At 28.5% G+C, this 14,499-nt stretch carries 16 protein-coding genes; 4 read left to right on the forward strand and 12 right to left on the reverse strand.

The window, feature by feature from the left end:
- The first annotated feature begins 217 nt into the window (after positions 1-217).
- Complete coding sequence (locus tag KEC93_RS20090) at positions 218-544, forward strand: hypothetical protein (RefSeq protein WP_023973015.1); 327 nt, start codon at positions 218-220, stop codon at positions 542-544.
- Between the two features lie 28 nt (positions 545-572).
- Here KEC93_RS20090 and lepB read toward each other — a convergent pair whose 3' ends face one another.
- The 10 genes from lepB to KEC93_RS20140 all read right to left on the reverse strand — a co-directional run bounded on the left by lepB (position 573) and on the right by KEC93_RS20140 (position 9,914).
- Positions 573-1,115, reverse strand: a complete 543-nt coding sequence (gene lepB, locus KEC93_RS20095; RefSeq protein WP_017208987.1) for a signal peptidase I — start codon at positions 1,113-1,115, stop codon at positions 573-575.
- A 283-nt stretch (positions 1,116-1,398) separates the two neighbouring features.
- On the reverse strand, positions 1,399-2,214 hold the full coding sequence (locus KEC93_RS20100; RefSeq protein WP_077868809.1) for an alpha/beta fold hydrolase: 816 nt from the start codon (positions 2,212-2,214) through the stop codon (positions 1,399-1,401).
- A gap of 136 nt (positions 2,215-2,350) precedes the next feature.
- Positions 2,351-4,072: a bifunctional diguanylate cyclase/phosphohydrolase gene (locus tag KEC93_RS20105; protein ID WP_111944662.1), complete on the reverse strand. Its 1,722-nt coding sequence runs from the start codon at positions 4,070-4,072 to the stop codon at positions 2,351-2,353.
- Between the two features lie 57 nt (positions 4,073-4,129).
- Positions 4,130-4,255, reverse strand: coding sequence for a cyclic lactone autoinducer peptide (locus KEC93_RS20110; RefSeq protein ID WP_034850288.1), 126 nt, complete (start codon positions 4,253-4,255; stop codon positions 4,130-4,132).
- Positions 4,256-4,299: 44 nt separating this feature from the next.
- Positions 4,300-4,920, reverse strand: a complete 621-nt coding sequence (locus KEC93_RS20115) for an accessory gene regulator ArgB-like protein (RefSeq protein ID WP_077308843.1) — start codon at positions 4,918-4,920, stop codon at positions 4,300-4,302.
- 3 nt (positions 4,921-4,923) lie between these two features.
- A complete protein-coding gene (locus KEC93_RS20120) occupies positions 4,924-5,373 on the reverse strand; it encodes a hypothetical protein (protein ID WP_077308845.1) in 450 nt (149 codons plus the stop codon).
- On the reverse strand, positions 5,351-5,917 hold the full coding sequence (locus tag KEC93_RS20125) for a DUF5317 family protein (RefSeq protein WP_077868436.1): 567 nt from the start codon (positions 5,915-5,917) through the stop codon (positions 5,351-5,353). The genes KEC93_RS20120 and KEC93_RS20125 overlap by 23 nt, the downstream gene beginning before the upstream one ends.
- 242 nt (positions 5,918-6,159) lie before the next feature.
- Entirely contained in the window at positions 6,160-7,020 is an 861-nt protein-coding gene (locus KEC93_RS20130; RefSeq protein WP_023973023.1) for a putative RNA methyltransferase, read from the reverse strand.
- 53 nt (positions 7,021-7,073) lie between these two features.
- Entirely contained in the window at positions 7,074-7,868 is a 795-nt protein-coding gene (locus KEC93_RS20135) for a YdcF family protein (protein WP_077868435.1), read from the reverse strand.
- A gap of 465 nt (positions 7,869-8,333) precedes the next feature.
- The gene (locus KEC93_RS20140) at positions 8,334-9,914 is read right to left on the reverse strand and encodes a [Fe-Fe] hydrogenase large subunit C-terminal domain-containing protein (RefSeq protein ID WP_238892687.1); all 1,581 of its coding nucleotides are present in this window, start codon (positions 9,912-9,914) and stop codon (positions 8,334-8,336) included.
- 242 nt (positions 9,915-10,156) lie between these two features.
- Here KEC93_RS20140 and KEC93_RS20145 point away from each other — a divergent pair, with 242 nt between their 5' ends.
- The 3 genes from KEC93_RS20145 (at position 10,157) to KEC93_RS20155 (ending at position 12,061) form a co-directional block, all read left to right on the forward strand.
- On the forward strand, positions 10,157-10,540 hold the full coding sequence (locus KEC93_RS20145) for a helix-turn-helix transcriptional regulator (protein ID WP_077868433.1): 384 nt from the start codon (positions 10,157-10,159) through the stop codon (positions 10,538-10,540).
- Between the two features lie 35 nt (positions 10,541-10,575).
- On the forward strand, positions 10,576-11,154 hold the full coding sequence (gene clpP, locus KEC93_RS20150) for an ATP-dependent Clp endopeptidase proteolytic subunit ClpP (protein ID WP_077868432.1): 579 nt from the start codon (positions 10,576-10,578) through the stop codon (positions 11,152-11,154).
- A 139-nt stretch (positions 11,155-11,293) separates the two neighbouring features.
- Complete coding sequence (locus tag KEC93_RS20155; protein ID WP_077868431.1) at positions 11,294-12,061, forward strand: 3'-5' exonuclease; 768 nt, start codon at positions 11,294-11,296, stop codon at positions 12,059-12,061.
- 92 nt (positions 12,062-12,153) lie between these two features.
- Here KEC93_RS20155 and KEC93_RS20160 read toward each other — a convergent pair whose 3' ends face one another.
- Positions 12,154-12,849, reverse strand: coding sequence for a response regulator (locus KEC93_RS20160; RefSeq protein ID WP_077868430.1), 696 nt, complete (start codon positions 12,847-12,849; stop codon positions 12,154-12,156).
- A gap of 4 nt (positions 12,850-12,853) precedes the next feature.
- Positions 12,854-14,428 (reverse strand): ATP-binding protein, encoded by a 1,575-nt coding sequence (locus KEC93_RS20165; RefSeq protein ID WP_077868429.1) that lies wholly within the window; start codon positions 14,426-14,428, stop codon positions 12,854-12,856.
- Positions 14,429-14,499 lie beyond the last annotated feature (71 nt).

The following is a 14,499-nucleotide window of genomic DNA, read 5'->3' on the forward strand; positions in this document are numbered from 1 at the left end:
TTTTGTACACTTATATATTAACATAATCCGACAAAATATTCTATTGTTTTTATTATATTTTTATAAATTTAATATTTAAGTATAATAAATAACGATTTTGCAAAATATATTTAATGCATTAATCTCTATTCCTCTAATTAACTTAATTAAAGACGCAGTCAGTATTTTATTGGCTGCGTTTAAAAAATTATAACTGCATTAAAGCGAGGTATAAATAATGAAAATAAAAAACTTCTTAGCAACTCTCTTAATATTTTTTATCTTTACTATAAGCAATGCTAATGCAACGATTACAATAGCAAATACTTACAAGCAAGGTATATATAAAATTTCTGAAAGCAGCAAGGAAAATTATACTGCAAAACTTATAACTCCTAATAACATTACAAGTTTAATTGTTATAGATCCTGATGGAGATATAAAATTTTTTAAGAGATTCGATACAGTCAATGAAACGATTAACTTAGGTCCTATGGTTAAAGGTGATATAGTATCAATAATCGGTAATGGAGAAATAGCTGCTAATTTTATAAGTATAAGTTAAAACCACTCTCTCGAGTGGTTTTCTTAAATTATTTTAGCATTCCAAAATCTTTAAAAGGATAAAATATAAACTGAGCCTTTCCTTCTATTTTAGAGCTGTCTATATAGTGTTCTTTCCAATACCTTGCATCTAATGATACAGGTCTGTTATCTCCTAAGAAAAAATACTTTCCTTGTGGTACTTCGAACGATCCATTATAATCATCCTTATTTTTCACATAATCTTCTTCCAATTTTTCTCCATTTACAAATACTATCCCATTTTTTATATCTATCTTATCTCCTGGCAAACCTATTAATCTCTTTACTAAAGTTTCTTTAAGTTCATCTGAATAAAATACAATTACGTTTCCTCTTTTTAGATTATCAAAGTTATGTATTCTTGTTACTAAAATTTTATCATTTAAATTTATAGTTGGAATCATTGATCCTGTTGGCACATATACATTAAAAAATACAAACTGTCTTAGTAAAAACGCTATTACTAAAGCACAAAATATTGGTATTATCCAATCTTTAATAAAATTACTTTTCTTCTTACCTTTTTCTTCTATTTTAGTACTTTCTTCCAAAGCATATCATCCTTCCTAGATTATAATTAATATTTCTGCTTTTACTATATATATACAGATTAATTTAGTAACCATTTATTTAACTTACCAATAAAATAAGAATTAGTCAAGTTTACTTACGTTATATTAATCATCATAAAAGAAAATATAAGGTACTATTCTAAACAATATATATTCTTTAGAATTTGTAACCTTATAAAAAATATAATTTCTATATCATATTCCTATCTTCAACTTAAAATCAAAATATCACTTAATTACAGTCACTTACCTCTCATGAATATTACTGTTCAATGAATTTTGTTAGCTCTTCATTAAATTTTTCTTTTTCATCGTAGAATAATCCATGTCCACTATCAGTGAATGGTATAATTCTGGAATTCTTAATGATTTGCTTTTGAGCTTTAGCCAAAGCAAATAAACAAACTTGGTCATGAATACCATGAAGAATCAATGTCTGAACATTAATTTTTCCAAGATCCGAAAACAAACTTTCTTCACCTAACCAAGTATTAGCAACTTCTGCTGTAGCCCAACCTGCTGCCTGCAATCCAAGCTGAAAGAACCAATTTGAAAAACTCTCTGTAATATGCTTATAGAAAAAAATATCTCCAAAATCTTGAAGCATTTTAGGCCGATCATTATATGTTCCTTTAATTATATCAATAACAGCTTGTTTCTGTAACCCATGAGGAAAATAAGATCTTTGAACAAGGCTTGGTGCTGCTGCTGCACAAAGAACTAACTTAGAAACTTTGTCATTATCATATCTTGACATATATCTAATAGCGATTGCTCCACCTGTAGAATGACCTAACAATGTAAAGTTTTTTAAATTAAGCACTTCCACAACTCTTCTAACATCATCTGCTAATCTATCGTAGTCATACCCCCTGCATGGTTTATCTGATTCGCCAAACCCTCTTTGATCTATCCCAATACACCTATATCCCATTTTAGGAAGGATATTAAACTGGTATTCAAATAATTTATGACTTCCTGGCCAACCATGTAAAAATACAATTGTATTTCTTCCTTCTTCATTAAGATCTTCTACATAAACTTTAACATCTGGTTCTACTTTAATATAGTAACCCATGAAAATTGCCTCCATCAATAAACTTTCTTTCTAAAAACAGCTTATTCTTTTACAACAAATAGGTGAATTACTACTATTAAGTTTCTAAAACTAATATTAACATGCAATTTGATTAAAATAGATATTTATGATTTATTTATATGTGTATTTCTCCTATATCGCTTACGCCTTCTATAAAAGCCTCTCCATCATTCTTTCTCACTATTTCAATGAAAGCTGCCGAAATCTCAGGATCAAATTGTGTCCCGCTGCATTTTTCAAGTTCCTCTGCAGCTTCCTCATAAGTTTTTCTAGTATTATATGGTCTATTTGATGTCATTGCATCAAAACTATCCACAACTGTCAGAATTCTTGCTAGATAAGGTATTTCTTTGCCCTTTAGTTTATTAGGATATCCGTTTCCATCATACCTTTCATGATGGCTTATGATTAAAGGTATGATATCTTTAAGTGAATCTACAGATTTTATAATTTCAACTCCATTAGCAGGATGTTGCTTTAATAATTCCCATTCTTCATCTGTTAATCTCATTTTTTTCATTAACACTTCTTTATTGATGTTAATCTTGCCAATATCATGCATGTAAGCGCCATAAATTAAAATTTCTTTTTCTCTTTTGCTTAATTTGAGTTTATCAGCAATCATTCTACTATACACTACAACTCTTTCTACATGACCATAAGTATATCTATCTTTAGCATTAATAACACTAATCAAGGTTTTTATCGAAGCGACAAGTTCAATATCTTTTTCATCTATATTTTTTTTGATTTCATCTAGAATTGATGTATATGCTTCGACCCTATTCTTATTGAAAAATTTTGCTCTGTATAGTGCATCATCTGCGCTTTTTATTAATTCTATATCATTTCTCGCTTTATATGGATAAACTGATACACCTATTGAAACTGTAACTTTCCCCTTAGGCTGACTTTCTTCCCCATAAAAACGTGTACACTCTATTTTTTTTCTTAAATTTTCTGCCACTTGAATTGCTTCTTCCTCATTTACACCAGGCAGTATTATTGAGAATTCTTCACCCCCATATCTTGCTGCAATATCTTCTTCTCCTATGTTACTTTTAATAATTTCACCAATTTTTCTAAGGACGTAATCACCTTTTTGATGGCCATGAGTATCATTATATTGCTTAAAATAATCTATATCTATAAAAATCATGGATACAGGTTTGCTATTCCTATCTCCATTCTTAACTTTCTCTGCTAACGAGTCACAGAAATATCTATGATTATAAAGTTCAGTAAGTCCATCAATATTTATTAACTCTTCTAACTTTTTAATATGTTCTGCTTCTATCTTTACATAGAATCCCAATGGCCATGCAGTCAAAATAAATACCCCTGCCAGGATTAAATCATTTTCAAAATATGTATTTACTATTACATTAGGTTCCATAAATATATCCATAGCTAAAATAATTAGAGATGAAATACAGGAAACTATAATACCTTGTTTCATTCCATATTGAATTGTTGTTGTTATTATTATAAACAAATACAAAAATTTATATTGGCTTTCATTTACTCCACATATAAATATAATTATCGAAAACACTATTATAAAAACTGCTATTTCGATTTTATTGATAATATCTACATATCTTTTATTAAATCTATATTTAGTCGAAAAAATCCATATTAAATAAATCAAAACAGATACCATTAATGGTATGAATAAACATATTACTGTATAATACATTTCAGGTACCCAAACCGTCAAATTATTATTTATAAAATTTTGAAATAATATTATACCTATAAGTAAGAGTATAGATATTTTCACTACAGATACTATATCATTTATTTGTTTTTGTTTATTATTCTTTACATTTTTCATACTATCTATCCCTCATAATAGTCGCGATGAGACCAATGCATTGGTCTCATCGTTGAATTAATCTTCTCTTAAGCATTTTGGCTCTTCTGGCTGATAATGTCCCCAATAACAAGCTGAAGTTGCCATTATTGAAGCAATAACAGTTGCTAATGTTGCTATACTCATTAAAATTCTATTTTTCATTAGTCTCACCTCCTTAAAATCTAAAAAAATAAAATCTCTAAAACTTAACCTAATTTTCCCAATACAAAATGTCCACTTTTAGTTAAAGAAAAAACCTGCCATAATACCCCCATATAAATACATAGCGAATAGTTCAATAATCTAAAATCCCCCACATTCATATAGAATAAAATATTACTTATTACAATAATTAAATATATATTTAATATATTAATAGAGATTTTTCTAAACCTTATTCTCTTTTCAATACTTTTAATAGGTTTTACCAAACTATCTACAGGTGCCAACTTATTCACAATATAATATGACCATGCAAAAATAATGCATCCACTCAATACAGCTACATTAAGACTGATGTTAATATATTTACATATTAGCGCTATACCGATGCTTGAGGCCGTACCTATGACCGCACATCGTTCAGGAGACCCTGAATGGGATCCCCCTGAACTTTTTCTTAATAAACTCATAGTAAATGATACTATGAGTGCTTCAATAGTCACATTAAAGATCAATCCAAACACCATAACTAAAGCTATGGAAATTCCCATATGAATAAATGCAAATATCCCATAATTTATTACTGATTTTTTATCATCATCAAAATTTAATTCTTTGGCAATATAATTAGAAATTTTAGTACATACACTTCCTATCTTTAACATTTTCTAAACATTCTTCTTTCTTAAATAATAAATTATAGAAATTACAGCAAAGCATATAAGCGACGGTAATCCACCTAATATCTTTATTACTACATTTGACATCGCTACACCTAACTCATCCTTGAAAATAAAACTTAATAGTAACATATTTAGTCCTTCAATAATAAATAAAACTATAGTTGTTATCAATGATGATTTTATAGACAAAACCATATCTGCTTTATTTATACTCCACATAATAATAATCATTACAAATATATCAAGTATGGTTGGCACTCCATAATTTATAGGCAGAAGTCGTATTCCATATTCGCATACTGCTAATAATAAACTCGAAATTATATATCTTTTTGAATTAAGTTTTACATTAGATAACGCTATCATTGCTAGTATCAATACAAATGCTTCTGGAACTAACCTAAATATAAATTCAAATACTGTTAATCTCAACATCTTCTTTTCTCCCTTGATTATTAATTTTCTTTAAAGCACTATAAATTACTATAAACACAAATACTCTTATAAATATATCACCTACGCTAAGAATAGTGTATCCTAAGTCTATAAAGTCAGTTAATATCTTTAATTTAGTTTGTGAATCTCCTAATATATGAATATCATTCATTCCGTGAAAATTCTCTAATGAACGTCCTGTAAGGTGTGATAATGATTGGTAAACTGGCATAAATCCACAATTAGTTTTTATTGCAATATCGTTTAATGCGCCGCCTAAAATCATAAAAAGCGATCCAATTATCGAACTTATGTATAATTCATATTTTAATATTAAAAACAAATATGTAATTAAATAAATAGGTGTCAATCTCCCTATGGTTCTTATAATCACATAATTGCCAGAAAAAGTAGCAACTTGTCCAACAAACGTGAATATTTCAAATACAATTAGCGGATAAATAGCCCATGATTTAAATAACGGACATATTTTGTATCCTCTAATTTTTGCTAAAAAAAATGTAAGTAATACTGTTTCTGGCATGTTTCCTCCGTGATCAAATTTACTTTTTTAATTTTCAAATAATAATATGCATCATAATAAAACTAATAATTATGAATTATAAGTAAATTATTATGCATATTAATATATATTATAATACCTATTTTGTACAGTTTCTATATCTTTGCCTACAAAAGGATCAATTTAATATATTAGTTATAAAACTCCTAAGGCAAACACTGCCTATATAAGCTTACATTAAATTTAGATTAAGTTTTACTCAATCAAATTTTCTTTTTAAATATACCTATTCTCATATCTATAGTTATAACTAAGGATTCATAATCTTCTAACTTCTCTTTATTCTCTGGTGTAGACTTCCAATAATGGGGTGTCATCTTTAATAAGCTCAATAGTTCTTCTTTATTTAATGTTATATCGAATGTTACATTAGCTTCCTCTATATAATCATTTTCTTCTGCATTTGCTTTATAAACTTTATCATTTAAATGAACCTCAGAGTAAATAATATTCCTAAGTTGTATTAAATGATTAGTTCTAGGTAACACTCTAACAAATATTCCATCATCCTTTAAAACTCTATTACACTCATCAATATCTATAGGACTAAATACTGAAATAATACAATCCACTGTTTTATCCCCAAGTGGTATGTTAAAATTGTTTCCAACCGCCCAAATACAATCTTTGTTTAGTTTACTTGCGTATTTTACAGCTTCTTTAGAAACATCTAAGCCATAATAATTAGCTTCAATATTTTTCTTATTCATATAATCTTTTAGGTTTGTTAAGTAATACCCTTCGCCACATCCTAGATCTACAATATTCAATTTGTTGCTGATTTTATCTGACATCCCATCAACTATTATTTCATTTATTTTATCAGACAGTGCTTTATAATATCCTCTAGATAAAAAATCTATTCTTGATAAAACCATTTCTTTTGAATCACCAGGATTCTTACTTCTTTTCTGATTGCTTATTAACAAATTTACATACCCTTCTTTTGCTATATCATATGTATGTTTGTTACTACATCTGTACATCTTATTTGAAATATCCTTGACTAACTTTTCCTTACAAACAGGGCAAAGCAGCATGGTCTCATTTAAAATATCATTCATAAACTTACAACTCTCTTTCCATATATGATTTACTATATTTTATATTTTAATTTCTATAATCCACATCTACTATAAAGATTTTCATCATTAATTTGTCTCTTTAGAATCTTGTACGCTTCTTCTATTTCTCTTGGTATATTTACATGGACTATAAAATCTTTTCCATTAGGTCCATATCCATTTTCGTCATCTCTTAATCTTGGTATCTCTCCCATCAAAAGTTCCAGATATCTTTTTTCATCCCAAACTCCGTTAGTTCCAACATTACTTAATCTTAAATCTATATCAATCTTAGGAATGAATGGAGCATAGTTTACTAGTTTGACATTGTCACTATATGTATACTTAGAAAATGAAGCAAAAGTTCTAAGCTGCATAGTAGGATCTTGAATCAAAATTAAAGATCTATATTTTATGTTTAATTTGCATAATAACTCTATTGTCTTTTTAGCATTATCTCCACAATTCGTAGATTTATTTTCTATGATAATTTTATCTGGGCTAACACCATAAATTTTAGTAATTATATCAAAGAATATATCAGCTTCTGATCTATCATCAACCCTAATCAAATTAAATTTCGAGTTTTTCCTTACCTCATCTCTTAGTAATTGAGTAGAATGGCCAATTCCACCACTAATTAAAATTTTATCACACATATTATTTTTCCATGCGTTTGCAGCACACTGTACCGTATAAGGGATAGAATTACCTAATAAGATTAATACATCAACTCTTTTTAATCCAGAGACTTTCTCTAATTCCTCAGAATCTAACGTACTGATATCTCTAACTGCTAGAAATTTAGATATTTTATTAATGCAATATTGGACTTCTTCACTATTCATTGTTTTCCCCTCCTACTAAAAACATATAATAACAAAATTATTCCTGATCTGAATTAATAAATTATAACATAAATTATACATATGTCTTTCATTAACTTTATATATTTATTTTGCCATTCTATTATCTTTGTATTATTTATAGCATTGGCTAACTGTAATATACTAATTATTAATTCAACCCATATTTCAACAATCACAGTATATATTATGGAATTAAAATTCAGCCAAAAAATCAACTTACAAATTCATTAAATATTTTCTAACAAAAACTTGTCTATAAAATAAAATATTATAAAAAAATAAGATAGATTACTCATTTAAGAATAATCTATCTTATCCGTGGGTATAAATGGGAGAGGGTTTATATCTTTTGTATACCTATATATTAATATATTTCAACAATAAACGCCATATATTTTAATTTTTTCTTAATTTGTTTTTCGACATTCATTCTTCTTTATCCAGTTAATGCCTTCTTCTCTTTTTTGTATTACTATTTCTAAATTCATTAGATTTATCAACGTAACTAGTATGAAATAAAGATTCTGCTTTTATACCATTAGGATCTCCTATATAGCTTTTATACATATTTTCAAGATTTTCATTTTCATCAGACACTCTTTTTATTGATTTTTTATCAATATTTCTTAGGGTGTCTGCTCTCAATATTTTATAATCTTTTCCTAACAACCCATTTGAGGTTTTACTATAATATTTTATCTGTACAGCTTTAGCTCTGCAGACGTTATTACACAATTTACATCCAACACACTCTTCTTCTTTAACCTCTGCCCTTCCTCTAATATTATATTGTATGGCATTAACAGGGCAATTTTGTATGCAAGTACCACATGATATACATAAATTTTCATTAATTTGAGACTTTGTACCTATTCTAGGAGTTCCTCCTCCATTTATGCACCCGCCGTTACATGCCACTACTTCAATGAAACAATATTCTTTCCATTTGTTACTGATTAAAAATTTTTCAATTTCTTTTAGACCATTTATTACTGCAACTTTACAATTTTTATTGCCTAAAGTAACCAACGCTTCTTCTATTTCCTTATACCCTTCTACTGGTTTTAATGTCATATTTTCAGCCTCAGATATATCACTCTTTAAATAACTCATTACAGTTCTAAAAATTGCTTGCATTGCCCCTTGGCTCATACCAAAAAGAGCTGCTGCCCCAGTATATTCCCCCATAAAATCATCAGGTTTTTCGTCTGGTATAGCAGTTATATCTATTCCCTTCTCTTTTAAGAGATTTGCATATTCTCTCACAGTTAGGACTATATCAATATCTTTATAACCGTCTCTCCCCATATCCTCTTTCTCAGATTCATATTTTTTAGCACTACATGGCTGTACAGATACAATAACTATATTGGTAGGTAAAATATTATATACATCTGCAAAGTATGTTTTTATTCCCGCTCCCATCATCTGTTGAGGAGATTTCGACGTAGATATTTTATCTAATATTTCTGGATGAAACATCTCAGCATAACGTATAAAAGAAGGACAAAAGGATGTGAACATAGGAAGTTTTTCTTTATTTGCAATCCTCTTAATAAATTCACTGCTCTCCTCTACAACCGTCATATCATTTCCGAAATCAGTATTAAATACTTTTTGAAACCCTAATCTCTTTGCAGATGGAGCAATTTTTCCTCCAACATAAGTGCCAATTGGAAGATTAAATTCTTCTCCTAATGTTGCTTTTACTGCCGGAGATGCTGTTAAAACTAAATACTTTCCGCTATTCAAAGCATCTTTTACTAATTCTAAGTCATTCCTTACGTCTATAGCTTCTGTCGGGCAAGCAAGTGTACATTGTCCACAATATAAGCATCCCGTATCCTCAAAGCTTCCATTTTTGGTTTCCACAGTTTTCTTTCCCGAATCAACTTCTTTTAATATAGCCATCTTAGTTTCTTGAGCACATGTAAAAGCACATGCCGTACATCCAATACATTTTTTCTTATTTATTTGTATGATGTTTTCCCCTTCAATTCTATTAACCTTTTTTGACTTTCCCATATATTTCTCCACTTTATTCATTTCTATAGTTATAATTACTTTTTATATTCTTTTATTATTACTATATCTGGTTTATTAATTAGTTAATTTTTTCATAACAGTTGAAGACCATTATTTAAAAGTGAACGTGAAATCTCAATTTTGCTCCATTGCCTACATATGTAATGAGCAAAAAAAGACAGGATTTAAATAAAATGTTGCTATATAATATAGGAAAAGATTAAATGAGGTGGTTCTCTTACATGAATTATGATGCTTGTATAAAAAAGTCTATTGAATATATAGAAAATAATCTAAATAAGAAAATACAACTAAAGGAACTTGCAGATAAAGCCTTTTTATCAAAGTACCACTTTCATAGGGTTTTTCATTCAGTGGTTGGAGAACCTGTTGCTGAATATATACGTAAGAAAAGATTAGAGGAAGCTGCAAATGAACTATTGACTACAGAAAATAAGATTATAGATATAGCGCTAAAATATCAATTTAGTAATCAAGAGTCATTTACCAGGGCTTTTAAAAAGCTTTATGGAATCCCCCCTAAGGAATTTAGGAAAAACAAAATAAATTTAACAACAATACATTCAAGAAAGAATTCTACAACTTACCTTTCTATGGTTGCTTAGAATTCATCAAAAATATTTTTTAAGGAGTGAATCTTATGAGCTATGTACCAATGGTTATTGAACAAACAAGTCGAGGCGAACGTTCTTATGATATCTATTCTAGATTGCTAAAAGAAAGAATCATTATGCTAAGCGATCACGTCAGCGATTCTACCGCAAGTATAATTACTTCACAATTACTATTTCTTGAATCAGAAAATCCAGATGCTGATATTCACTTTTATATAAATAGCCCCGGTGGTTCTATTACAGCCGGAATGGCAATATATGATACAATGCAATATATAAAGCCTGACGTATCAACAATATGTTTAGGATTAGCTGCAAGTATGGGCTCGTTTTTACTTGCAGCAGGCGCACCTGGAAAACGATGTGCTCTTCCAAATAGTGAGATTTTAATCCATCAGCCATCTGTACATGGAGGTTTTCAAGGTCAAGCTACAGATATTAGGATTCATACTGAATGGCTGCTAAAAACAAAAAATAAACTAAATAAAATATATAGTGAAAAAACCAAAAAGCCAATAGAGAAAATCGAAAGAGACATGGAACGAGATTATTTTATGTCTGCTGAAGAGGCTTTATCTTATGGAATAATAGATAAAATTCTTTGATAAATATAAATTATTATTATAAATATATTAAAAAGGTTCAAAAATTTTTGAATCTTTTTTATTATGTTTATATTATTCACATCTTCATTGGCTATAATATAAATAGTATCTTATTCTTAACCAAAAAGCAGGTGAAAGTATGTATTATGTAATATATGATTTAGAATTTAATCAAAAAAGTAGTGCCTCTGAAAATTCGGATGTTATTAAACTTTCAGAATCTAATAACGATACTAACACACCAATTATTCCTTTTGAAATAATTCAAATTGGCGCTATAAAACTAGATAATAATTTTCAAGAAGTATCTACATTCAATTCCTTAGTCAAACCAACTCTATATAAAACCATCCATCCATATGTTGAGAATTTAACTAAAATAACCTACGATAAAGTTTCTTCTTGCAAAAACTTTATTAATGTTCATAAAGCTTTTTTAGAATTCATTGGAAATGATGATGTACTACTCTGTGTATGGGGAGTTGGGGATATTAAAGAACTCTATAGAAACTTGGGATTTTATAATCTATCTACTTCATATATTTCAAAATATATTGACATTCAAAAGTATGCTTCAAAATACCTTAAAGCACCTAAAAATTCTAGAATTGGTTTAAGAAATGCCGTTGAAATTTTAAATATACCAATTTATGGTGAATTCCATGATGCACTTAATGATGCTTACTATACATCTGAAATTTTTAAGCGCATTTATAACAAATACATGAAACCTGAAACTTACGTTCCTTTGCCATCAAAAAGAACTACAGAACCCAAAGAAGTAATTGATACTGAAGCTTTATTAAAACAATTTGAAAAAATGTATAATAGAGAACTTACTAAGGATGAAAAATCAATGATTAAAGTTGCATACATGATGGGAAAAACCAAACAATTTCTGAAATAAATGCAGCTAGTAGAAAACCTTTTTTAATTTAATATAGAAAGGATACTCTATTACTAATTTTTAGAGTATCCGTGAATTCATAAATCGTAATATTATAGACCTTTTATTTTATATTTATACAATGGTCTTCCAATCTTTCCATACTCTATGATTTTCTCTAGTTCGCCTTGTTTGCTCATATAATCAAGGTATTTCCTTACAGTAACTTTTGCAATGCCTAACTTTTCTGATAAGTCTTCAGTAGTAAAATACTCTTCTTTAGTATTATTAAGCTCATTAGCAATTGAATTATAAGTATACTTATTCAAACCCTTTTCTAGATTTGGTTTTGTTTCACTACCGTTTGTTTTCTTATTTTTATTACTCAAAATAAACTTATCTAAATCACTTTGTTCCATAGTCTGGTTATTTTTAAAGCTATTTAATCTTTCTCTAAAAATATTTAGAGATTCGTTAAACCTTTCAAATGTAAAGGGTTTTATCAAATAGTCTACAACACCATATCTAAAAGCATCCTTTACTCTTTCTACACTCTTATCAGCAGTAATTAATATAACATCAGATAATATTTCATTTTGCCTTAACCACTTTAGCAAATCTATGCCATTTTCATTAGGAAGAAAAATATCTAATAAAATTAAATCCACCTGCTTCTGCATCAAAAATTCTTTTGCTTCAGAAAGGTTTGCAACTGCTTTTTCCAGTGAAAATCCCTCTATTTTTTTCAAAAACTTAGAATTAATTTGTCTTACCATCGGATCATCTTCAACAATCATAGTTTTAATCATATATTCAACTCCTCCTCATAGGTATAGATATATCCCATTCAGTACCATCATCAACTTTAAATTTAATAGCTCCTTTAGCTTCATCAATGATCTTTTTCACTATATACATTCCAAATCCTCGTTCCCCTTCTTTACTTGTGATTCCAATGTTGTAAATAGAATTTCTGATATTCTCTGGTATCCCACAGCCATTATCCTTCACCATAATTTTCATTTGATCATCTTCCTCAAAGATTTTCATATATATTTCACCAGACCCATCATTTTTAACTGCATCAATAGAATTTTCTATTAGATTTCCTACAACAGATCCTAACTCTTCTGATGTCATATATTGTGGTAATTTAATTACTCTTGAGCTATCATCTATTATGAAATTGATTCTAGCTTCTTCACACTTACTGTATTTAGATAGTATTAACGCTGCTAAAGATACATTTTTTATTTTATCAGATATTATAGTAGTTATATTCTTTTTACTTTCCACTATTACATTAACAAACTTAATTACTTCATCATATTCTTCTAGTTGTATAAGTCCTGAGATTGTGTGAAGTTTATTCATAAATTCATGATTTTGTGCTCTAAGTGACCATGCCATTTTCTTTATACCAGTTAACTCCTCAGCCATTTTTCTAACTTCACTTAAATCTTCAAATGTTACAACTAATCCAAGAATTTGTTTTTTAAATCCTCTTATAATACTGTATTTACACATAACGTTTACTCCAGGGCGTACTTTTATCTCAATATTAGTCATAGATTTCCCGCTGTTTAAAACTTTTAGAGCCATACTTTCGTAAGTAAAATCAGTAATCGGCTTCCCTATATCATTTTCTTTCAAATGTAAAATTTTACTAGCTTGCCCGTTAAATAGCGTTATGCATCCATTATTATCTAAAGCTATTATACCTTCCTTTATATTTTCAATTACAGTTTCTTTTTGCTTTAAAGCCAAGGCTATTTCTTCTGGTTCAAGTCCAAATATTGACTTCTTTATATTATAAGAAAGAGCTATAGCTCCCGATATACCCAATATTAATCCCATTAATATTATAGGAATAAATTTATACATTTTCGTATAGACTTCGTTATCAAATTTATTATACAACATACCAACAGCAACTGCACCTATCTGCTTATTACTATCATCATAAATAGGTGCAAATGCTCTTACAGAAATACCAAGTGTACCGCTTCCTGTTGATATATATTGCTCTCCTGTGCTTAATACCCTATCTTCATCTCCACCAGCAAATCTTTCGCCTATTTTACTTTTATCTGGGTGAGAATATCTTATACCATTCATATCCATAATTACTATAAACTCTACATTTGTCTTTATACGGGCCTTCTCTATCTCACTATTTAGCAGATCAATCGGAATTGCCTTATTTCCTTTCAAATATTCTTTAACTTCATAGGTTGATGCAAATGAATCCGCTATATTCAACATATTTTTATCTATTTGATCTCTTAATAACTTTTTCATTTCGATAAAAGAAAGTATTGTTATACTTCCAATTGAAATTACAAGGATAGCTATTACAAGAGATATTATTTTTCCTTTTAGCTTCATTTTATCCCCTCTATCTAATTCTAAATTTTAGTTTACTTACATTATATATAAATAATTCCTCATTACAAAAT

This window comes from Clostridium beijerinckii (genome assembly GCF_018223745.1).
GTDB classification, from domain to species: domain Bacteria; phylum Bacillota; class Clostridia; order Clostridiales; family Clostridiaceae; genus Clostridium; species Clostridium beijerinckii.

Excerpts from the sequence above, each read along its gene's own strand:
- KEC93_RS20090 (WP_023973015.1), top strand. The coding sequence starts at position 218 with ATGAAAATAAAAAACTTCTTAGCAACTCTCTTAATATTTTTTATCTTT.
- KEC93_RS20100 (WP_077868809.1), bottom strand. The coding sequence starts at position 2,214 with ATGGGTTACTATATTAAAGTAGAACCAGATGTTAAAGTTTATGTAGAA.
- KEC93_RS20105 (WP_111944662.1), bottom strand. The coding sequence starts at position 4,072 with ATGAAAAATGTAAAGAATAATAAACAAAAACAAATAAATGATATAGTA.
- KEC93_RS20110 (WP_034850288.1), bottom strand. The coding sequence starts at position 4,255 with ATGAAAAATAGAATTTTAATGAGTATAGCAACATTAGCAACTGTTATT.
- KEC93_RS20115 (WP_077308843.1), bottom strand. The coding sequence starts at position 4,920 with ATGTTAAAGATAGGAAGTGTATGTACTAAAATTTCTAATTATATTGCC.
- KEC93_RS20120 (WP_077308845.1), bottom strand. The coding sequence starts at position 5,373 with ATGTTGAGATTAACAGTATTTGAATTTATATTTAGGTTAGTTCCAGAA.
- KEC93_RS20125 (WP_077868436.1), bottom strand. The coding sequence starts at position 5,917 with ATGCCAGAAACAGTATTACTTACATTTTTTTTAGCAAAAATTAGAGGA.
- KEC93_RS20130 (WP_023973023.1), bottom strand. The coding sequence starts at position 7,020 with ATGAATGATATTTTAAATGAGACCATGCTGCTTTGCCCTGTTTGTAAG.
- KEC93_RS20135 (WP_077868435.1), bottom strand. The coding sequence starts at position 7,868 with ATGAATAGTGAAGAAGTCCAATATTGCATTAATAAAATATCTAAATTT.
- KEC93_RS20140 (WP_238892687.1), bottom strand. The coding sequence starts at position 9,914 with ATGGGAAAGTCAAAAAAGGTTAATAGAATTGAAGGGGAAAACATCATA.
- KEC93_RS20145 (WP_077868433.1), top strand. The coding sequence starts at position 10,157 with ATGAATTATGATGCTTGTATAAAAAAGTCTATTGAATATATAGAAAAT.
- clpP (WP_077868432.1), top strand. The coding sequence starts at position 10,576 with ATGAGCTATGTACCAATGGTTATTGAACAAACAAGTCGAGGCGAACGT.
- KEC93_RS20155 (WP_077868431.1), top strand. The coding sequence starts at position 11,294 with ATGTATTATGTAATATATGATTTAGAATTTAATCAAAAAAGTAGTGCC.
- KEC93_RS20160 (WP_077868430.1), bottom strand. The coding sequence starts at position 12,849 with ATGATTAAAACTATGATTGTTGAAGATGATCCGATGGTAAGACAAATT.
- KEC93_RS20165 (WP_077868429.1), bottom strand. The coding sequence starts at position 14,428 with ATGAAGCTAAAAGGAAAAATAATATCTCTTGTAATAGCTATCCTTGTA.